Source organism: Steroidobacter sp., assembly GCF_036406195.1.
Classification (GTDB): domain Bacteria; phylum Pseudomonadota; class Gammaproteobacteria; order Steroidobacterales; family Steroidobacteraceae; genus Steroidobacter.
The window spans coordinates 99,980-119,335 of sequence record NZ_DASWVW010000055.1; the positions used below are offsets into that span (position 1 = coordinate 99,980).

General features: G+C 61.4%; 17 protein-coding genes. 5 read left to right on the forward strand and 12 right to left on the reverse strand.

What is annotated here, in order from left to right; translation table 11 throughout:
* Window positions 1-2 precede the first annotated feature (2 nt).
* On the reverse strand, window positions 3-2,168 hold the full coding sequence (locus tag VGE08_RS21120) for a DEAD/DEAH box helicase (protein WP_331069901.1): 2,166 nt from the start codon (window positions 2,166-2,168) through the stop codon (window positions 3-5).
* Between the two features lie 1,949 nt (window positions 2,169-4,117).
* A complete protein-coding gene (locus VGE08_RS21125; protein WP_331069902.1) occupies window positions 4,118-4,300 on the reverse strand; it encodes a hypothetical protein in 183 nt (60 codons plus the stop codon).
* 35 nt (window positions 4,301-4,335) lie between these two features.
* On the opposite strand from VGE08_RS21125, the gene VGE08_RS21130 reads away from it, so the two are divergent.
* The 3 genes from VGE08_RS21130 (at window position 4,336) to VGE08_RS21140 (ending at window position 7,859) form a co-directional block, all read left to right on the forward strand.
* Window positions 4,336-4,575 (forward strand): hypothetical protein, encoded by a 240-nt coding sequence (locus VGE08_RS21130; RefSeq protein ID WP_331069903.1) that lies wholly within the window; start codon window positions 4,336-4,338, stop codon window positions 4,573-4,575.
* Window positions 4,576-4,595: 20 nt separating this feature from the next.
* Complete coding sequence (locus tag VGE08_RS21135; RefSeq protein ID WP_331069904.1) at window positions 4,596-5,054, forward strand: hypothetical protein; 459 nt, start codon at window positions 4,596-4,598, stop codon at window positions 5,052-5,054.
* Between the two features lie 1,545 nt (window positions 5,055-6,599).
* The gene (locus VGE08_RS21140) at window positions 6,600-7,859 is read left to right on the forward strand and encodes a ferredoxin reductase family protein (protein ID WP_414717520.1); all 1,260 of its coding nucleotides are present in this window, start codon (window positions 6,600-6,602) and stop codon (window positions 7,857-7,859) included.
* 21 nt (window positions 7,860-7,880) lie between these two features.
* Here VGE08_RS21140 and VGE08_RS21145 read toward each other — a convergent pair whose 3' ends face one another.
* On the reverse strand, window positions 7,881-8,468 hold the full coding sequence (locus VGE08_RS21145) for a GNAT family N-acetyltransferase (protein WP_331069906.1): 588 nt from the start codon (window positions 8,466-8,468) through the stop codon (window positions 7,881-7,883).
* Window positions 8,469-8,658: 190 nt separating this feature from the next.
* Between VGE08_RS21145 and chrA the strand changes: the two genes are divergently transcribed.
* Window positions 8,659-9,885: a chromate efflux transporter gene (chrA, locus tag VGE08_RS21150; protein WP_331069907.1), complete on the forward strand. Its 1,227-nt coding sequence runs from the start codon at window positions 8,659-8,661 to the stop codon at window positions 9,883-9,885.
* Between the two features lie 11 nt (window positions 9,886-9,896).
* Here chrA and VGE08_RS21155 read toward each other — a convergent pair whose 3' ends face one another.
* From VGE08_RS21155 to VGE08_RS21180, 6 genes are all read right to left on the reverse strand, one after another.
* The gene (locus VGE08_RS21155) at window positions 9,897-10,142 is read right to left on the reverse strand and encodes an EF-hand domain-containing protein (protein ID WP_331069908.1); all 246 of its coding nucleotides are present in this window, start codon (window positions 10,140-10,142) and stop codon (window positions 9,897-9,899) included.
* A gap of 63 nt (window positions 10,143-10,205) precedes the next feature.
* The gene (locus tag VGE08_RS21160) at window positions 10,206-11,210 is read right to left on the reverse strand and encodes a universal stress protein (RefSeq protein WP_331069909.1); all 1,005 of its coding nucleotides are present in this window, start codon (window positions 11,208-11,210) and stop codon (window positions 10,206-10,208) included.
* A gap of 127 nt (window positions 11,211-11,337) precedes the next feature.
* Window positions 11,338-12,555 carry an efflux RND transporter periplasmic adaptor subunit gene (locus VGE08_RS21165; protein ID WP_331069910.1) on the reverse strand — a complete coding sequence of 406 codons (1,218 nt, stop codon included), beginning with the start codon at window positions 12,553-12,555 and terminating at the stop codon, window positions 11,338-11,340.
* A 3-nt stretch (window positions 12,556-12,558) separates the two neighbouring features.
* Window positions 12,559-14,925, reverse strand: coding sequence for an ABC transporter permease (locus VGE08_RS21170; protein WP_331069911.1), 2,367 nt, complete (start codon window positions 14,923-14,925; stop codon window positions 12,559-12,561).
* Entirely contained in the window at window positions 14,922-15,659 is a 738-nt protein-coding gene (locus VGE08_RS21175) for an ABC transporter ATP-binding protein (protein ID WP_331069912.1), read from the reverse strand. The genes VGE08_RS21170 and VGE08_RS21175 overlap by 4 nt, the downstream gene beginning before the upstream one ends.
* Before the next feature lie 60 nt (window positions 15,660-15,719).
* Window positions 15,720-16,652, reverse strand: a complete 933-nt coding sequence (locus tag VGE08_RS21180; RefSeq protein WP_331069913.1) for a universal stress protein — start codon at window positions 16,650-16,652, stop codon at window positions 15,720-15,722.
* A 146-nt stretch (window positions 16,653-16,798) separates the two neighbouring features.
* Between VGE08_RS21180 and VGE08_RS21185 the strand changes: the two genes are divergently transcribed.
* A complete protein-coding gene (locus VGE08_RS21185; protein ID WP_331069914.1) occupies window positions 16,799-17,794 on the forward strand; it encodes a zinc-dependent alcohol dehydrogenase family protein in 996 nt (331 codons plus the stop codon).
* Between the two features lie 50 nt (window positions 17,795-17,844).
* Here the strand turns inward: VGE08_RS21185 and VGE08_RS21190 are convergent, their stop codons facing one another.
* From VGE08_RS21190 to VGE08_RS21200, 3 genes are all read right to left on the reverse strand, one after another.
* Window positions 17,845-18,153, reverse strand: coding sequence for a DUF2934 domain-containing protein (locus VGE08_RS21190; protein ID WP_331069915.1), 309 nt, complete (start codon window positions 18,151-18,153; stop codon window positions 17,845-17,847).
* 54 nt (window positions 18,154-18,207) lie between these two features.
* Window positions 18,208-18,648 carry an Hsp20/alpha crystallin family protein gene (locus VGE08_RS21195; protein WP_331069916.1) on the reverse strand — a complete coding sequence of 147 codons (441 nt, stop codon included), beginning with the start codon at window positions 18,646-18,648 and terminating at the stop codon, window positions 18,208-18,210.
* Window positions 18,649-18,762: 114 nt separating this feature from the next.
* The gene (locus tag VGE08_RS21200) at window positions 18,763-19,350 is read right to left on the reverse strand and encodes an NAD(P)H-dependent oxidoreductase (RefSeq protein WP_331069917.1); all 588 of its coding nucleotides are present in this window, start codon (window positions 19,348-19,350) and stop codon (window positions 18,763-18,765) included.
* Between the last annotated feature and the right edge of the window lie 6 nt (window positions 19,351-19,356).

Consider the following 19,356-nt stretch of genomic DNA (forward strand, 5'->3'; position numbering starts at 1 on the left):
AGTCACCGACGCCTCATGAGGAGGTCGCGCAGCTTCTCAAGCAAGTCGTCATCGAGATCTTCAGCTTGGACCGTTCCCTCTTCGAGGTCGCTGACAAGCTCTTCCAGCCCCTTGTTCCGAGAACGGAGACGCTTGCGCTCTTCCGCAGTCATGTCTCGGTGAACGATCATGAGCTCCTTTCGCTCTTCGTCGGTCGGATACTTGAAACGCAGCTCGAAATTGTTGTTCTTGAGGCGCTCGAACTCCTGTATCAATCCATCCATGGCGTCTCCGAACCCAACGACACGCACCCATGCCTTGCTCCGAGTTATCGCGGTAAACAGGCGGTTCCGGACACTCGCCAGATTCCAGCCTGCAAAGCAGTCCTGCGCGTTGATGATGTATACCATCCCCGCCTCGTTTCCCTTTGCACGATAGATCCCCGTAAAGGTAATCGACGGGGTGTCGCTCTGAAAAAAGACGTCTGGATCCGTATCGACGCCGGCGAGATGTGAACTGATCCGCATGTCCAGCAAGCGCTTTCTGATCGGACCTACACGCTCTCGCGTCGTTAGGGGGTCCGGATTGATGACGACTATGTCGTCGTGCCGCAGCTCATCCTGCGAGAGATTGTGTTGTATCTGTTTGGCCACCCATTCGGCTTGCGCATCTTCGCTGTCGAATCTTACGAAGTGCGCTAGATCGTCAATCGGCGAATGTTTCTCCAAAAAGGAAGGGCTAGTCGCTTCAGTTCGCGCCAGCACGACCTTGGATCCCGGCGTGAGCGCGCCGCTCTTGACTACATATCCTATCTCCTCCCACAAAGGAGGCTGATCGAACATCTGTACCAGCCCGGTAGCACCCTTGCGTGCAGGCTCGCGGTAGATACCGAACCCGAGTGCGTGAGCGCTTACCAGCACAGGCCTGGAGTTGCGATAGCACTTCTCCAGAATGACATCGTGCCGTGGTTTCCCAAGTTCTGGCTCCTCAAACCGGACGCGTGGTGAACCGCTGGCCGACTTGCCGAATATCTCTTCGGGAGGCGGAACTGAAGCACCGGAAAGGTTCTGCAGCTCGTCGTATGCGTAGACGAGACGTTTGTTCTTGTCCAAGAGCTCATAACACAGGCGCAAAAATTCAGGCGGAAAATCCTGAGCTTCGTCAACCAGAATGAAGTCATACAGCGCCTTCGGCTTCTGCATTTGGCTCAGAGCACGACTGCACACTCCCGCAAATGCTCGACTGCTGCCGAACTGCGCCTTCGCCATCCGAAAGTCTAGGTATTCGATGTCATGCGCACGACAAAATTCGTGATAGATGCCTTCTCTCTCCCCGCCTCCCGGTGCGCCCCATGCATTGAGTATTCGAACATTGTCCCAGTCCGGCTCTTCGCCCGTCTGCTCGAGTGAGAAGTTATTGATGAGCCGCCGGAAGTGCCCCTTCAGGGATCGGGTGTTAAAAGTGACCGCAATACGCCAGTCCGGATGCTGAGCGTGCAGATAGGCTGCTTTCAAGGCGAGGATGATGGTTTTCCCAGATCCAGCAAGACCGCGAATGCGCTGCACGCCCTCGACGGTTTCAAGAACTGCTTTGCTCTGAAGATTGTCAAGGGTAGCGATTGAGTCTTCGAGGTGCTTCAGTTTCGCACCTCTAGAATCAGGCTTCGCGATCGACCGTTTGGTGCGGCTCTTTCGAATTGTCGAGATGCTTTGTATCGCGGACAGCGCAGCAGCGTAAACGGTCGTGCTTGATTCGCGCCATTTGAACTCGCTCAATGATTCGCCGAGGGTGTCCCGGTTCGCGAGCAGATGCCCGTTGTCCGCGTGCTTCTCTGGATTGGCGATACCAGGCGCGAAGGACAATGTATTGATCGGGACAATCAACTCACGCCCGCGTGTGAGCTCCCGATAGGTCTTCAGCCGGGCTTCCAGCTTGTTTGCGGAATCATCTTGTCGGTCCGCGAAATCACCGGGCTCAGTGCCCTCGATCATATCAAAAATGACTATGCCTCGCTCCGGCGAGATCAGGACGGCATCGATCGGGTGCCGACCTTCGGCGGTGCCGATGATGGGGAAGCCGATCAGCAACTCTCCGGTATTCTCGCCGTCAGACGCAAAGTAGTCAGCGAGTGCCCGGCTTGCAGCCGGCTTGTTGTTCGTTCCGCGGATAATGGATACAGCCGAGGTCATAGGTCATTCCGATAGATTGAACGCGCCCCACCAGCAGAGGGTCGAGTACGTATTCTAATTCACGGCGACGCGAAAACCGACGGTTTACGCGGGGTATCGAGCATGGAACGACCACTTCCTACCTCGCTACAAACGCCGGCCAGACGGGCGACGCCCTTGCGCCGGACCAGGACAAACCCGGTGCCAAGGCTCGGTGTACATTACATGGGTGCGCCACAACTTTCCTTCGCACGTTCGTGCGGCACGCAGCCAATCGTAGGAATCGATTGCCGACGATGACGTATCCAGCAGCCAACGGCGTCTGCAGTAAATCGGGCGCGCCCCGTTCCGCCGACGTCCTACGCGGTGAGTTCTCGCCTCTCGGTCCGGTGTAGGATACTGCGCGTGGGGGGCGCCCGGCTATCGCTTTCGGCATATCCCGATGGCCCGAGGCTTTGCGCGCCACGTCACTGTGCGATTCACCGGGAGCCGTGCCGGCTGGCGAGACGGCGACGGAAACACTGTGAGCGATTGGCAGTTCGCAAAATGTAAACCGGAGTACCAATTCGTCGCCCGTGGCGCTAACGCCGTCTCGAGTTCAAAGCCGAAACGCTTCAGAACGTGGTCACAGCGATCAATCGCTGCAGCGCGCGACAATTCCGTATCGAAGGCAAACACGCGGGCGATATGCGCATCGCTCGCAAGGTTTCTGGAACGGTACGCAGGCATGCAGGTCGAAGACCGCAGCGATGAGTTCGTGAATCGATCCCGTCAAGGAGCCGATGGACCATAGCTAGCTTGTCTCGCGGTCGACCCACTCCGCGGTCGCGATTCCTCGCCTCATCTGCAACGATCTGTGAGAAATAGCCCCCGTGCCGCCGCGCGTGCGTGGATGCGCGCTAGTTCGTCAAGCAGATGCGGAGAAATGCGGTCCATGCGGACACGATGGCCGACACGCCATGGTCTCAACAAGCGCAGAATCCGCCACGTTCGTCGATAAACAGGTGTCGCGCTCATCCTTGTCCGCCGGGCTGCTTCCCACAAAGGGGCAATCAGTCGCAACTTGTCGCAAATGCGATCACCGCAAAAATCTCCCTCCCTCTCTCGAACGGCAGTCGAGCAAACGAGCAAACAGCGCTTTGCTCGCTCGACGCGCCATGCCATATTTGGATCGATGCCGATATTCACCCAACGACGCCTCTGTTCAATGTTGACTGAGTTCTCCAGTCAGCTCACTCCAGACAAATTCAACGAGCTAGTCAGCCGTCTGGAGCACGTCAATACAAGAACAGCTCTCGCAGCCGAAGCGGAGCTTGCCGTTTTGTGGGCAGCTTCTCGGGTTGCTCACATCGTCAGTGAACCTGTTCTTCCCCACAGCACCAGGAGACGATTCAAGCATCTGACCAGCTTTCAGAATCCCTCCCTACGAAAGTCTCGTCAATTCTCGCGCTTCACCACCGGTCCATACTTTTTTTCAGCGGGCTCGAAGCAGCCGATTGCTTCAGCGACTCCGCTGCTGCCGCTCGATTTCGACGCTCATGCGATCTTCCTGAGCCGGCATCCAGCGTGCACTCTGCGCCGACAATCGTCCAATTCGAGATCAGTACGCACGTCCGTAGGTGGCCGCCCGGCGCGAGCGCATGGGCTGGCAGAGCTTCCGGAATCACCCGCGCTGCACACCTACTGAAGGATTGGATTGGTGCGGCGGGACGCGACTCGGGTACGAACGATGTGGAGTAGCGCGCGCTCGCGGCGCGCGCGGCGCGCACCGAGTCGGAGTCAAACCTTTGCGCACAGGTCGCCTCGCATTGGCCGGCGGTGCTAGCGGATGCGGCGCGCACTCGCCTCACTGAAGGTAGCTCCGATGACGCCGCGCGGGTCGAGTTGGCCGAGGTACTTGCCCGTCACCTCGCATGTGAGCCGGCGGACATCGTGGGCGAGCTCCTCGGCTATGGTACGGAACGAGTGCTTCAACTCGCCTGCGATCTGGCCAGCGTCAAGCCCGTGGACAGCGCGGTGTTTCCGACGGCAGTTGCGCGCATCGCCGCGTCGCTGCCAGCACCTCTGAACGAGGCGCTACGCGAGGCGACCGCATCCGTGCCGACCACCAGAGCGAATCCGTCGACGCTGCCGATCTGGCGCTCCCTCAACACGGGAAGCAGTCGGAGTCTTCGGCTGGCGCGAACGCGTGCTTGCCGCCAGCGGTGATGACGTGACGGGCGAGTTGAAGGAATTGCTGAAACCGCTGCGCGACTCCGATGAAGAGGTCGAGTTTGCGAAAGCCACACTCGATGTCGCCATTCAGGCTGCGCGGTGGGATGTCGTCGAGATCGGGCTGGCGCCTCGCTTCTCGGATGTCCGAAGCGTGCCATGGAAGCCCTGTCGGTACGGGTTCCTGGGACTCTGCCTGGTGCGCTACTCGTGCTAGCCGCCGACAAGAGTCACGCGGTGCGCGGCGCGCTGCTCAAGCTGCTGAAGGCACGTCGCCACCCGGAGGACACCAACGCCCTTGTAACACTTGCCTCCGACACCTGGACACCAGACATTCGTTGGGACGGTCACCGCATTCGGTTCCCGATCGCCGAAGGCGCGGCTGAAGTGCTCGGTAGCCCACCCCCGCTCGACGATGTCCATGGTGAACGGAGTCTGGCAATCGCGATGAAGCTGGAGACCGAGGGGATCACCGGTGCGCTGTTGCGCGCCCTCGTCGCCAATGGAACCGCCAAAGGTAGGGCTGCGGTCGTCACCGCAGCCCTACAGGATGACTCCTTTGTCATTCGTCTGTCATTCGTCGTCTCGCCGCGCACGCGCTCATCGCCCACGAGGATCAACTCGAGAGCAGTTCGGTGGAACAGGTGCGCAACGAGCACCTCACGAAGGGGCCGCCCAGGGCGGCGTTCGCGCTGAGCATCCTCGTCGGCGTGCGTGCAGACGTGGATCAGGTCGTCAGCGCTGCAAGGGCGATCGCCGCGGTGCCGGAGCGACGCGCACTTCTCCTGCCCCTATATTCCATGCTTAGAGATCGGGACATCGATGCGGCGGAGAGCGTTCTCGGCTGCTGCCCGAGCCGCTGGCGAGTGACCTGGCGCGTGCCGTCGATGAAGGGAGTAAGCTGCCGAATGACGTGCTTGCGCCGCTTAAGGCGAGCCTGGTCGGCGAGATCTGGTAAAGGAGATCGTCGATTACCTGGATCTCTTCATGGACAGCGCCACGGTGGGGCAGACTGCTTCGTGAGGGGAGTCGCGCCGGCACTTGCAACCATCGAGATCCTCCCGAGTTGGCCGCAACACGATGCGACGAATTGCAACCACGCGAAACACATGTCGCTGGCGCCATAACATTGCCCGGGATGCGCCATTACACAAGCCGGCCGAATCGATGCCACTGGTGCTCACCCGCGGAGTTAGGATAGAACTCTTGGTGAAGCGGCCCAAAGCATAATCGTTTTGTGACCCGCACCGGATTGCCCATCAGGGGGTAACCTTGGTGGCAAATCTGGTGGCAAATCAGGGGACGAAGGGGTGTTTCAGGGGACCACGGGCCTTGATGAATCAGTAACTTACTGATTCACCTACCTTTCTTGCCGGGTTCGATTCCCGCCGCCTCCACCAATTCCTGTTCCGGGGACAGCTAAGAAGATCCATACGTCCTCGGAATCACTCGAAAATCCCGAGAATTCCAGCCTTGCAAAGCTGGGGCGAGAGTCACTGCGCGCGTAACGCGCGGAGATTGGAGCAGCACGTCTTTCGTGGGCGGGCTTGCTCGGCGTCAGTTGCATCAATCGCGCGCAGATCAAGACGACGACTCTGCACAGAGGACGGCGCGCCCTGATCCGTATGCCGCCAAAGGCATCATTCCTGGTCTATTGCGTGCAGGAGTCAATCGTGAAGTCGTTCTGGCTGGATTCATTATTGTTTGGCTGAGCTACGCGATGAAGACCCTTGGAGGCGTAGTCGGCATGTGGACGACCGACTATCTCGTCAATCAATCAGCGCAAGGCGGAGTATGCGCTGTGATTCGCGCTCGCGAGACAGATCTGCTGTGTGCGGAGTTCGAACCAAGCACCAGCCAGCTGAAGGGGACCTACCGATTCCTCGATCCAAATAGCTCAGTTCTCTCGCTGCACAAAGGGCGACTGGCGAGCCCTAGCTTACGCAGGACTGGCCGAACTCCAGAAGCTGCTAGTGAATTCTGAACATCGTAGGATTGAAACGAGTGATAGATCGCCACACACTCCGCAGGAATGAAAACAAGCCACCTGGGCCGGCTGTTCGCTCCTGGCGATACCAGCACAGCCGCCTGACATGCTGGTTCCCTGCTGCACGGCCCAATCCGACCACGGCCCTTCAGCCGCCCGCTTGGCCACGGCCACCTACGGCAATTCACCTATCCAATCCGATCAATTCGCAATTTCGCGACTCGTGAGAGTCGCCGCAGACTCCGACAATGCACATCAAGGCCTGGCAGGCGATAGCGTTCCTAACAGCAGTCAGCTTCGGCTTGGTGTTGGCCGAGATTCCGCGCGCCGACTGGAACACGTTGGCGGCGCTGAGTCTGGGTGCGGGAGTGGCTGCACTCTCGCTGATGGGCACAGCCGCAATCCTGGGCGGGCGCTGGAGATTCATCGAGTCCTGGTTTGGCGGGCTCGATCGCGTCTATCTCGCGCACAAGTGGCTAGCCGTCTGGGCCCTGGGGTTCGCGTCTTTTCATCTTGCGTTCAAGGCTGGCATCCAGGGCTGGGACGCAGCCGCCATCCTGACGCTGCCGCCATTTCATACACGCACGGTGCGACAACTGAGTTTTGTCGCACTGATGTTGATTGTCATGCTGGCGCTGAACCGGGCGATTCCATACCGTACCTGGCGCTTGTGGCACAAGCTATCCGGTCCGCTGTTCGTCATCGTGATTCTGCATTGGCTGAGTATCAAATCGCCCATTGCGATCGATGATCCCGCCGGCATCTGGCTCGCGGCCATCGCCACTCTGGGTGTCGCGGCTGCAGCCTATAAGCTGCTGCTGTTTCCGTTGGTGTCGAAGCATGCCGAGTACCAGATCGCGGCGGTTTCCCCCGGCGCCGGGGCAGTTCACCTGGAGCTTGCGCCAGTGCATCGAACCGTCGAGTTCACGCCGGGCCAGTTCGCCTTCATTTCGATCAAGCACGACGGCCTGCGTGAGCCGCATCCCTTCACGATCGCGGGTGCCGATGATCCAAACGGACACGTGCACTTCGTGATTCGCTCGCTCGGCGATTACACGCAGAAGCTGGTTCACGAGGCCAAGATCGGCATGCGAGCCGACATCTATGCGCCTTGGGGACGCTTCAAGCGTTCCGCAACGGCGAAGCGGGAGATATGGATCGGCGGCGGCGTGGGCATCTCGCCATTCATTGCATGGCTGAAAGATCGAGCCGCTGCAGGCTTCGAGAAGGTGACGCTCTTCTACTGCTACACGCCCGGCCGCGACTTTCCGCCCATCGATGTGCTGACCGAAATGGCGCGAGAGCGCGGGGTTGAGCTGGTCCCCGTCGCCTCCGGCCCGCACAGCGCCGAGTTCACCACGCGATTCAACGAAATCGTTCGCACTGCCGGCGCGGACTCGGTCGAGATCAGCTTCTGCGGCCCCAAGGGCCTGCTGGCAGTCATTCGCGAGCGAATGAAAGAGCTCGGTCTGCCAGGCTCGAACCTGAGATACGAATATTTCGAGTTCAGATAGCCGCTGGACGCGGGGCTAGCACTAATGCCCGCCTTCAGGCGCGCCCTCCGCCGGCGCCTCGGAATCACTCGGTAGCTTACGAGAGATCCTGATGACATGCGCTGCAGCGTCCATGTGAGTCGTAAACCCCAAGCTGCGCGCCAGCTCGATCATTGCGTAGTTTTCGGGCAGCACCACGCCGGTGATCTCCCGAAAGCCATGGGCCGCGGCAAAACGCATGAGCGCGCGAACCAGGATGGCAGCGATGCCGCGGCGCTGCCAGGCATCCGTCACCGTGACGCCTAGCTCGGCCTGGTCCGACTGATCCGTGGGACCATAGCGAGCGACGCCGATGAACTCTTCCTGATCGCCCGTCCCCACCGTCGCGACCAGCGCCATGCGGCGATCGTAATCCACGTCCATGAACTGATGCAGCATCTGCGGCGGCAGATATTTCAACGGCGTGAACAATCGAAAATAGCGCGACCGCTCGGACAAGGAGTTCACGAAGGCAATTTCGCGCTGTTCGTCATCCTTGCGCAGTGGCCGGATCGTGATCGGCGTGCCATCGCGGGTCGTGGCCGTCCAGACCCATTCATCCAGGGGCGTTGTCGGTGGTGGCGCGCCCATGTCAGACCGCGTACTGTGCCGGCATTCGTATCATGAGCTGTATCCGTGCTGGTCAAGCCCGCATGAAGAGGAGAACACCCGGTGACGCTCGGATTGTAACGGTGCTGTACAAGAATACGCCTGATCGAGCGCTCAAAGTAGCGCCGCCTGCCTGGCACACGAGCTGACCGGACCACCCTGCGCGACAGTCATGATCGACCCTGTCGATACACCCTCTTCCGGCCGCGCGGTTCAATCCGGCTCGGTGGCCGAGATCTTTACTGCATTCCTGAGACTCGGCCTGACCTCCTTCGGGGGGCCGATTGCCCATCTCGGCTATTTTCATCGCGAGCTCATCGAGCGGCGGCGCTGGGTTGACGAAGCTCAATACGGTCAACTGCTCGCGCTGTGCCAATTTCTGCCAGGCCCGGCCAGCAGCCAGCTGGGTTTCGCGCTGGGTCTGATCCGGGGCGGTTGGCGAGGAGCGCTGGCGGCGAGCTTCGCATTCACCGCACCGTCAGTGCTCATTCTGTTGGCGTTCGCGCAACTCATGTCGCTGCTCGACAACCCGCTGGGACAGGCAGCGATCCACGGCCTCAAGCTCGTCGCTGTCGCAGTCGTTGCGCATGGATTGCTCGGCATGGCGCGAACCTTGGCGCCCGATGCTCCTCGGCGGCTCATCGCAATCGCCTCGGCGAGCATTATCTTGGTGACAGGTTCCGCTGCGATTCAGTTGCTCGCGGTGGCGACTGGCGCGCTGCTGGGCGTATTCATCTGCCGCAATGTAAGGCTTCCTGCGGCAGATGGTTTCCCGTTGCGATACGTGACTCACACTGGGCTGCTGCTCCTGTGCATCTTTACGCTCTTGCTCGCGATTGCGTTGACGCCGATCGCCAGCGAATCACCGCTTGCTTCTGTCGCCGCAGCGTTCTACCGGGCGGGTGCATTGGTGTTCGGCGGCGGTCACGTGGTATTGCCCCTGTTGCAGGAGGCTGTGGTCACACCTGGCTGGGTGACACAGGACGATTTTCTAGCAGGCTACGGCGGCGCTCAGGCGGTGCCCGGTCCGATGTTTTCTCTCGCGGCGTTCCTCGGTGCGCGAATCGAAAACATTGGTGGCACAGGCGTCGGCGCACTGGTGAGTCTGCTCGCCATCCTGCTGCCAGGGTTTTTGCTTGTTGCCGGCGTGCTGCCCGTCTGGCGCTCGATCACGCAGTATCCTGGCGCTGCACGCGCGCTTGCGGGCGTGAATGCTGCTGTCGTTGGGCTTCTCGCAGCTGCGCTTTACGATCCGGTCTGGACCAGCGCGATCCGAGGATTACCGGACTTCGCCATCGTGCTGGCCGGATTTGTGCTGCTGGTGGCTTTGCGAACGTCTTCGCTGCTGGTGGTCGCGTGGTGTGTCATCGCTTCCACGCTACGCACCCTGCTGAGTTGACGCATCGGACCTCAGTCCGATCTCCACCAATCCGCGAACTCACGGAAATCGATCAGGTGATCGGCATCCGTATCGATTTCATGGAACCCGATCCGCAGCTCGCTACGCGACATGCCCGCTTCCAGCCCCTCCATGAGGCCGACGAATTCCTCGAAATCGATGCGGCCATCGCGGTCGCGATCCGCCAGCACGAACTCCTCTTTCAGCTCGCGCTCGCTGGCGGGGTGGCGAGATTCTGAACTATTCGAAGCTTCCATGATGCAGCCTCCAGTAGGGAATGTTTGTAAGTTACCGGGTCAACGCCCAGGTCAATGCCCAAGTCAATGCCCAAGAGCCGATACAGAGCGACGCGGTCGTGCGACCCGCTGCCGATACGTCTTGCGATCCACCGGACTCTTGAATCCGCGGGGCTTGACGACCAGGACGTCACAGCCGAGCTTGTCGATCACCCGCTCTGCGGTATTTCCGATGAAGATTCGCTGCAAGCCGCGGCGCGAGACAGCGCCCATCACCACGACAGCGGCTGCGTGTTTCTTCGCAAGCCTCGGCAACTGAGAAGCGGGATCTCCGAGCACGAGGAGCGAATTCTTCGCGGGAACACCGCCCTTCTTCTGTAACTTGGCGATGGCCTTCTTGAGGCTCTCTTCGTGGGCCTGCTGCTCCTCCTTCGACATCGCGATCCAATACGCTTCGATCGGGCTGTTGATGGCAACGCCCTCGGGCAGTTCGTATGCATGACAGAGCAGGACTTTGTCAGGCCGCCCGCCGGCCGCTTCGACCGCGTGCGCGACGATGATGTCATCGAGCATCGTGGGCTTGGCATGTGCGTGCAAAGGATCGACCGCCGCAATGACGGGGGCTTGGACGTCGAGCTCGTCGGACTTGCTCAACCACAGCGGACACGGGCAATTGCGGATCAAGTCCCAATCGATGTTGCTGAGGAACAGCCGGGCGAACCGCCCCTGCCCCCGCGTCGCTACCACCAACATCCGGGCATGGCAGGCCATGGCTTCCCTGACCAGGGCATCCTGCACGGGATAGTCACAGCGCACCGTGGTAGTCACGTCCAGGCCGCGAAGCTCGGCCCGGCCTGCCAATTTCTCCAGCTTCAGCGCGCGCTCGTTGTAGTCGGCCTGTGCCGCCTTTCGGACCGTCGCGCCGGCCCTGGCCAGCGAGCCCTGCGGTATGGCCAGCACGTGCACGATTCGCAATGGCGCGTCGTACAGCTTGGCCAACGCTGCAGCCTTGCGCAGGACAGGACGGGCCGACCGATCCGGCGTGCGCACCGCGACGAGGATTGGCCGATGCTTCTGCCCCTTGTTCATGCTGCGAACTCCAAAGCGGTACCCCACATCCTCGCTATTATCGACAGCCTACCAAGGCAGGCAAGAAAACCATTAAGGGGACCCGCTTAAACCCTCGCGGAAATGCACAGCTTCGACCAGACTGCTACTAGGCAGCGCTTCGAGCCTCGACGAGCGAGCCATCCTCGATACGATCGTTCGGATGCACAACAATGCGCTCCCCTGCAGACACGCCACTCTTTATCTCCACGTGCGTCGCGTTGTGCTGCCCGATGATCACATGCCGTAGTCGCGCCTCATCGTTTTCGACAACAAACACAGCCCAATGCTCGCCGTCCCGGAACAGCGCCGACTGCGGCACCTGCAGCGTATTCTTGCCTTCCCATACGATGATGCTCGGTTGAACTCGGTAGCCGTGGCCCAACCGGCGCCAGCGCTCACGCGGCTCCGTCAAATCGATCAGGACATTCACGCGCTGTTCCTCGATGCCGAGGGCGGACACTTTGGTGTAGGCAAATGGCTCGACTCGCCTCACCACGCCCGCGAGCGATCCCGGTCCACCCCAGCTTTCGATGAGCACACGCTGGCCAGCGCGCACGCGCACCGCGTCCTCGGATAGCAAATCCACTCTCACTTCCATGTTCGCCGGATCGCCAATCTCTAGAATCGGAGTACCGGCGCCAACCACCGCCTCACTCTCTTGCAGTACGCGCAGCACCGCCCCGGACACCGGCGAGTACACGACGACGCAGTCGCACTCCTTGTTGGCGCCTCGGGCTTGCGAGGGATTCAGAAGTCGCGCCTTTGCCTGCGCATACTCCGACTCCCGCATGCGCAAGCTCGCTTGAGCCTCGGCCACTGCCGCGATGCTCGTCTTGGCGCGGCGTTCGGCTGCATCCAGATCGTTCTGCGAGATGCTTTGCTTGCTGGCCAAGGCACGCAGGCGCTGCAATTCCGTCTCGGCAAAGTCGCGCTCTGCTTCGGCGCGACGCACCTGAGCCTGCGCAAATTTCGTTGCCGCACTGGCTGCATCCACGCCGGCGCGGGCCTCGGCGATGGCACGCTCATCGAGGAACATCGGGACCGACGGCTCCAACCGGGCTATCTCCGTCCGGTTCGCCGCCACGTGGTCGCCGGCCTTCAACTCCACCCTGCGCATCAGCCCGGCCACCGGCGCCGACACGACAAACACGTCGCGTACCCGAGCCTCGCCTTCATCGCTGATCGTGACCTGGAACGCGCCCTGTCGTACTTCCGCCATGTCGACCGCGACCGGCTGGGGGCGGAACAGCCACAGCAGCACCGCAAGCAGCAACAGCGCCACCGGCGCCCAGAGGATCATTCTTCGAACATTCGTCCCAGCCATGGGTTACTCGCGAGTTTTCAAAACGGCGATGAGATCGAGTCGATCGAGCCGCCGGCGCACCAACACCGCCGACAGCGCCGTCGAGGCGACCGTGATGATCATTGCCCACCCGTAGCTGGACCCATCCAGCACGAAGGGCACGCGGAACAGCTCGGTCTTGAATGCCGTCACGATCAGCTTGGCCAGCAGATGCCCGAGCAGGCACCCGAGCGGCAACGCGATCGCGGCAAGCAATGCGATTTCGCCGAGCAGCAGATAGGAGATCTCGCCGCGCGTAAAGCCCAGAACTCGCAGCGTTGCGAATTCTCTGCCGCGTTCGGAAAGCGAGATGCGGGCGGCGTTGTAAGTAACGCCAATGGACAGCGCGCACGAGAACATGATGAAGAACGAGACGAATATCATCAGTGTGCGTGCCATGGTCTCGTCGAAGATCTGAATGTTCGCGGCGCGCAGCGACACCGCGCTCAATCGGGGCAAGGTCTTCAGCTCTTCGAGCAGCGCCGGCAGCTGCAATGAATCCACGCGCAGATGCATGGCCGACACGGTCTGCGATTCTCGCAGCAGCCTCGCCAGCGCATGCTCTTCGATGTAGGCCGGCGAGCCGATGTAGGTCTCGAAAATCGCTGCGACCGGAATCCGCAGCACCTCCCGGCGCCCTTCGAGAATCTCCACCGTGATTTCGTCGCCGATACCGACGTGGAGAATTTCAGCGAGCATCGAGGAGATCATCAGCCCTTCCAGGGGCAACGACAGCGTCTTGCCGTTCGCGTCATACACTCGATACAACGCTTGATTCATCGGCAAGGCTTGCAGCGACTCGCGCTGCTCGCGCCATCCAAAACGCATCTTCGCCGGCACGACGCGCATCGGCTCGACCGTCCGCACCCCGGGCAGGCGCGCCATGCTGCGGGCAACCTCGATCGAGCGCGGCTCGGCAAAGATCACGGTTACGTCCTGCGACTGCGCCTGCCGGAAGTACACGTCGACGATATTGTTGATGGCGTCCAGCCACTGGAACGAGGCAAGCAGCACCGCTGTCGCCATCGCGATGCCGCCGCAGGTGGTCAGCGTCCGCATTGGCCAACGCCACACCTGCCGGATGATGATGCGGGTCAGTTGCTCCAGCCGTTGGGCGAATCCGAGTCCGACAATGCCGACCCGTTGGAACATCGGCGGCGCGGGTGGGCGCATGGCTTCGGCCGGCGGCAACGCAGCAGCCGTGAACACCGTGCGCAAAGCACCGAGCAGAGCCGCGCCAAAGCCGATGACAGCCGCGATGACAAATGACGTCGGCGCGGGCCGGTACAAGAGAAACGGAAAGTGAAAGAACTCGCCGTACAGCCGGGTCTCATACCAACCCAGCCAGTAGCCCGCGAGCCAGCCCAGCGCGATACCAAAAGCGCCGATCGCAAGAACGAACTTCGCGTAGTGCCACGCCACCTGCCGGCGCGTGTACCCGAAAGCTTTCAGCAGGCCGATCTCGCTACGCTCCAGCGCAATGAGGCGCGCCAGCACCATGTTGGTCAGAAACGCGGCGACTGCCAGGAACACCGTGGGCAGAATGCGGGACAAGGTGCCCAGCTGCTTGATCTCGTTCATGAGGAACCAGTTCGACAGCTGGTCGGCGCGCTCGTAGGCACCCACGCCGCCATAGCGGTCCAGGATGCGATCCATGCCATCGATGGCATCCTGCGCTCGCGCCCCTCGCAACAGGCTCACACTCACCTCATTGAACGCTCCTTCGAGGTCGAATGCTGCTTGCAAGGCAAGCTCAGGCAGCCATAGCACGCCAAAACGCCGGTCGTCTGGCATGAGCGCGCCAGGACCGATGGCATACACAAACTCAGGGGATAATGCCGTGCCGACGATTCGCAGCTCGCGCCACGTGCCATTCAGGACGGCCTTGATCGTGTCGCCGGCATACAACGAATGGGCGCGTGCGAACGGCTCCGATATGACGACCTCGTCATCGGCGTGCGTTGCCGGCAGACGGCCACTGCGCAAGGTCAATAGATTCAAACGCTGCGGTACACGGGCCGGCAGCGAGACCAGTTGCCCTACCACGGGCTCTGCGAAGCCATCGATATCGACGATGGCATACTCGACCACGCGTCCCTCGACCGACTGCACACCCGGCAGCGCCGCGATATCGGCAAGCAGCCGCGTCGGCGCTCGTTTGACATTCGCAAATACGTGAGCGAAGCGATAGCGCTCGTAGTACGCGCGGGCGGTCTCATCAAGCGCCTCGACCGTGGAGAGCCCCATCACCAGCACGCCGATGCCCGAGGCCATGATGAGACCGATCGCGAGCACCTGGCCGCGCATGCGCCACAGGTCCCGCCAGAGTTTTTTGTTCAGGGCCGAGGTCACCACGACAGCTCGCTGGCAGCCCGTCGGGTCGCGTTGCGCGTCTCCTGCTGGATCTGGCCATCACGCATGTAAAGCACGCGGGTGGCCATCTCGGCGATCACTGAGTTGTGAGTAATGAGCGCCGTCGTCGTACCCAGCTCGGCGTGAATGCGCTCGATAGCCTGTAGCACTAGAACGGCGGTGGGACTGTCGAGTGCACCAGTCGGCTCGTCGCACAACAAGAGATCGGGCCGCTTTGCAATCGCCCGCGCGATTGCCACACGCTGTTGCTCGCCGCCGGAGAGTTGTGCGGGAAAGTGATGGATGCGCGGCCCGAGGCCGACCAGTTGCAACGCTTCTTCCGGCGCCATCGGCTGTCGCGCGATCTCGGTCACCAAAGAGACGTTTTCGAGCGCCGTCAGACTGGGAATCAGATTGTAGAACTGGAAGACGAAACCGACATGGTCGCGGCGATAGCGCGTCAACGCGGCATCATCCACAGCCGTGAGCGGCTGGCCGAGAAAGCGAACCTCGCCGCTGGTGGGCGTGTCCAATCCGCCCAGGATATTCAACAGCGTCGACTTGCCGCTGCCGGATGCGCCCAGCAGAACGATCAACTCTCCGGAGACCAGGTCCAGGTTGACGTTGCGCAAGGCATGAACTTCGACTTCGCCGGTGCGATAGACCTTGCTCAGCTCACGCGCCTGTAGAACCGACTGCGAATCTGTTGTGGCCGCGCGAGATTCCGTGCCCACCCCATCCTCCTGGGACTTCCTGGCATTCGACTGGCGTTCACCCGCAGCCACCGCCCGCGCTTAAAGTGCCAGCAGCTCGGCGAAGTTCGGACTCTTGACGACCAGCATGTCGCACGGCAGTTGTTGCAGCACAGACTCCGCGGTGCTGCCGATCATGATCCGCTTCAGACCCCGGCGAGAGACGGCGCCCATTGCCATGATGTCGATACCGCGCTCACGCGCGATACGGCAGAGCGCTTCGCACACCCCACCTGTTACCAAGTGTATGTTCTCCGCCGGCACCTGATAGTCGGCGACCAGCGCGGTCAGCTCCTCGAGCCTGGCCTTGCGTTCCTCCTCCATCTCCTTGGCAGTCGTATCGATCGCAACGGGGGGCACAGCAACCGCCGCCGCCAGCACCGCTGCCGGAATGTAGGAATGGATGACATGCTGCTCGCCGCCGAGTGCCTGCGCGAACTTCCGAGCCTCCTGCAGGATGCAGCGATCCAGCAGTCTCGGTTTGTCATCCTCATGGCCGGGATCGACAGCCGCTCCAATGCGAAACGCCGACGACCAGGGCGCCGGCTTGACGAGCAACAAGGGAACCGGGCAGTTCCGAATCAGTTCCCAATCGGTGTTGGTCAAGAAAGGCAGTTTCGTGGCCGTTTGCTGATGGGTGTCCTTGATCACCAGGTCCGCGCAGGTGTGCTTCACTCGCTCGACGAGCGCGGTGTGCAGCGGGTCGGCGGCCAATACATCTGTCGTGACTTCGATGCCTTGCCGCCGCAGGGGCTCTGCAATGGACTCGAGCCAGGCATCCAGCGGCTCCGGCGGGGTCTTCGGCGACTCTCGCAGGTGTCGGGCCAGGCGCGCATTGCGGGCCGAGTGAGTGTCGCAAATGAACAGATCGAGCCGCGCCGAGAACCTGGGTGCCAGCAAGGCGGCCTTGGCCACGGCCGGCTGCTCTTTCGCCGTCGGATCGACGATCACCAGTATGCTACGGATCGAGCTCATGATCCCGCCTCGTTCAGTTGGCGCGCATTCATCCAATCGGTTGAGTCTCTGCCGGGGCAGGCCAGCCAGTGTACCGTTGAATCCCACTAACCACCCCGCACAACCCCAGGGTGATACATTGCCAGATCTGGCTGGAGACTGCTCTCATGACGAGCGGACAATCGTTGTGCATGCGGCTGCACCGCCCCGGAGAATCGTTGATCATGGAGCGGCGCGAGGTGCCTGTGCCGGGACCCGGGCAGGTGCTGCTCGAAGTGCACGCCTGCGGCGTGTGTCGAACCGACCTGCATCTGGTGGATGGCGAGTTGCCCGATCCCCGCCTGCCTGTAGTCCCCGGGCACGAAATCGTCGGCACGGTGGTCGCCTGCGGCGAGGGAGCCGCATTCAGCCCGGGCACGAGGCTCGGCGTGCCATGGCTTGGCTACACCTGCGGCCGATGTGAGTTCTGTGCGAGCGGTCGGGAAAATCTTTGTGACCAGGCCGCGTTCACCGGCTATCAACTCGACGGCGGCTATGCCGAGCATGCCTTGGCCGATGCACGCTATTGCTTCGAGTTGCCGGCTGGGATCGACGACGTTCACGCCGCACCGTTGTTGTGCGCGGGCCTGATCGGCTATCGCTCATGGCGCATGGCGGACAATGCCCGACATCTGGGCATTTATGGTTTTGGCGCGGCCGCGCACCTGGTCGCCCAGGTCGCGCGCCACAAGGGTCAGGATGTCTATGCCTTCACGCGCCCCGGTGATTCGGTGGCGCAACGGGTCGCGATGCAACTCGGAGCACGCTGGGCAGGAGGCAGCGACGAGCGTCCACCGGTGCTGCTCGATGCTGCGATCATCTTTGCTCCAGTAGGCAATCTGGTACCGCTGGCATTGCAGGCCGTGCGCAAGGGCGGCAGTGTCATTTGTGGCGGCATCCACATGAGTGACATTCCGGCGATGCCCTATTCTTTGCTTTGGGGCGAACGCTCGATTCGATCGGTCGCCAACTTGACCCGCCGCGATGGCGTGGAGTTTCTCGCACTGGCCGGCGAGATCGGCATTCGCTCGAGTATCGAGACGCTCCCGCTCGGCAGCGCCAATGAAGCGCTGGAGAAATTACGCGCCGGCAAACTCAGCGGTGCGGCAGTGCTGATCCCCTAGTGGTCTTCTAGCGTCTTCTCTTCCGACGAGCGATAAGACGAGCGATAACCTTACGGCACGTCAGCGCCTGAGACGATGGCGCTCACCTGCTGAGCGTGCGTGACCTCAGATTCGGCAGCCAGCCAATCCTCGAGCTCGTGCCCCGGCTCGAAGCCGCGCTGCTGCGCACGGAAGTAGGCCGCCGTTGCAATCATTTCGTGTCTCTCGGCCGCACGGCTTTGCGCTGCAGCCTCGGCCATGCGGACGATCTCGGCGTGATCGATGCGCTTCTTACGCCTCGTGATGATCCTTGGTGCAACCCCGCCTGGCTTGCCCGAGTCCGATCTACTTGCGGAAACGCTCGTCAATGGTGAGCTCATGATGCACCTCTTGCAGCTGTCGGCAGGCGCCCGAGCGCCTGCCGACGCCACGGTTCACTTCACCTCGATGGCAATGGGTTGTTCCGGCTTGGTGGGCGTGGTCTTGGGGATTCGCACGCGCAGCACGCCATCCTTGGATTCGGCGCGAATGTTCTTGGGATCGACGTTGTCCGGCAGCATGAAGCTGCGGGCGAACGAGCCGTAGAAACTCTCCACGCGCAGTTCGTTCTCGTTCTTCTGCTTGCTTTCGTGGCGGCGCTCGCCGGAGATGGTGAGCTGGCCGTTTTCGAAAGTGACTTTGACGTCCTCCTTCTTGACCTCGGGCAACTCCGCCTTGATCAGATATTCCGTGTCGGTCTCGCTGATATCGGCAACCGGACGCCACTTGACGTCTTCTTCGCCCTCGAAGCGTCGCAACGCCCGCGAGAAGAACGGCGAATACTGCCGGAACATGTCATCCAGATCGCGGAAAGGTTCCCAACGAGTAATGTTCATGTCGTTTCTCCCATGAATGCTGGACCGGTAATCGGCGCCCGAAATGGTTAACTTCGCGCGCCGCTGCCGCCATTCGGAGAACGTCGTAAGTGCTACGTGTTCCCTGCGACAGCGTTATTTCCCACGCTGTCCCAGCGCCCGCACGCGCTCCAGGCAAGCCTGTCGTGCTTTGCTCGACAAGCCGGCCACATTGCCGATCAGCGTGGCGCGGACCCGGCGAAAACCGATGAAGTGCAGAATGTTCTTTCGCAGGCTCCGCACACCGGGCGCGCGGTAGTACCAGCGATAGAGCCACGCGGGCATGCCCATCGTCACGATGATTCGTGCGCTCTTGCCGGACTGCAATTTGACGGGCCAGCGTCCGAGTCTTTTCGTGCCAAAAGCGAAGCCGGGCCGTAGCACCTGTTCGAGCAGACCTTTCAACAGCGCCGGCATCGAGCCGAGCCAGAGCGGATACAAGATGACCACGTGCGAGGCCCAATCGAACATGGACTGCCACTCCCGCACGGCCTGCGGCGGCTCGCCCTTGTCGTAGTCGGCTTGAGTACGCAGCAACGGGAACTCGATCTCACCCAATCGCAGCATCATGACTTCATGTTTGCCGGCTTCCGCACCCTCGCGATAGGCGTTGGCCAGTGCATGCACGAAGCGCTCGGCAGCAGCGTCTGGATGCCCGTCGATGATCAGAATGCGCTCGGCCATGACTGC

What these genes read in the sequence shown, in the direction of transcription:
- VGE08_RS21120 (WP_331069901.1), bottom strand. Translation starts at nt 2,168, where the DNA reads ATGACCTCGGCTGTATCCATTATCCGCGGAACGAACAACAAGCCGGCT.
- VGE08_RS21145 (WP_331069906.1), bottom strand. Translation starts at nt 8,468, where the DNA reads ATGGGCGCGCCACCACCGACAACGCCCCTGGATGAATGGGTCTGGACG.
- chrA (WP_331069907.1), top strand. Translation starts at nt 8,659, where the DNA reads ATGATCGACCCTGTCGATACACCCTCTTCCGGCCGCGCGGTTCAATCC.
- VGE08_RS21155 (WP_331069908.1), bottom strand. Translation starts at nt 10,142, where the DNA reads ATGGAAGCTTCGAATAGTTCAGAATCTCGCCACCCCGCCAGCGAGCGC.
- VGE08_RS21160 (WP_331069909.1), bottom strand. Translation starts at nt 11,210, where the DNA reads ATGAACAAGGGGCAGAAGCATCGGCCAATCCTCGTCGCGGTGCGCACG.
- VGE08_RS21165 (WP_331069910.1), bottom strand. Translation starts at nt 12,555, where the DNA reads ATGGCTGGGACGAATGTTCGAAGAATGATCCTCTGGGCGCCGGTGGCG.
- VGE08_RS21180 (WP_331069913.1), bottom strand. Translation starts at nt 16,652, where the DNA reads ATGAGCTCGATCCGTAGCATACTGGTGATCGTCGATCCGACGGCGAAA.
- VGE08_RS21185 (WP_331069914.1), top strand. Translation starts at nt 16,799, where the DNA reads ATGACGAGCGGACAATCGTTGTGCATGCGGCTGCACCGCCCCGGAGAA.
- VGE08_RS21190 (WP_331069915.1), bottom strand. Translation starts at nt 18,153, where the DNA reads ATGAGCTCACCATTGACGAGCGTTTCCGCAAGTAGATCGGACTCGGGC.
- VGE08_RS21195 (WP_331069916.1), bottom strand. Translation starts at nt 18,648, where the DNA reads ATGAACATTACTCGTTGGGAACCTTTCCGCGATCTGGATGACATGTTC.
- VGE08_RS21200 (WP_331069917.1), bottom strand. Translation starts at nt 19,350, where the DNA reads ATGGCCGAGCGCATTCTGATCATCGACGGGCATCCAGACGCTGCTGCC.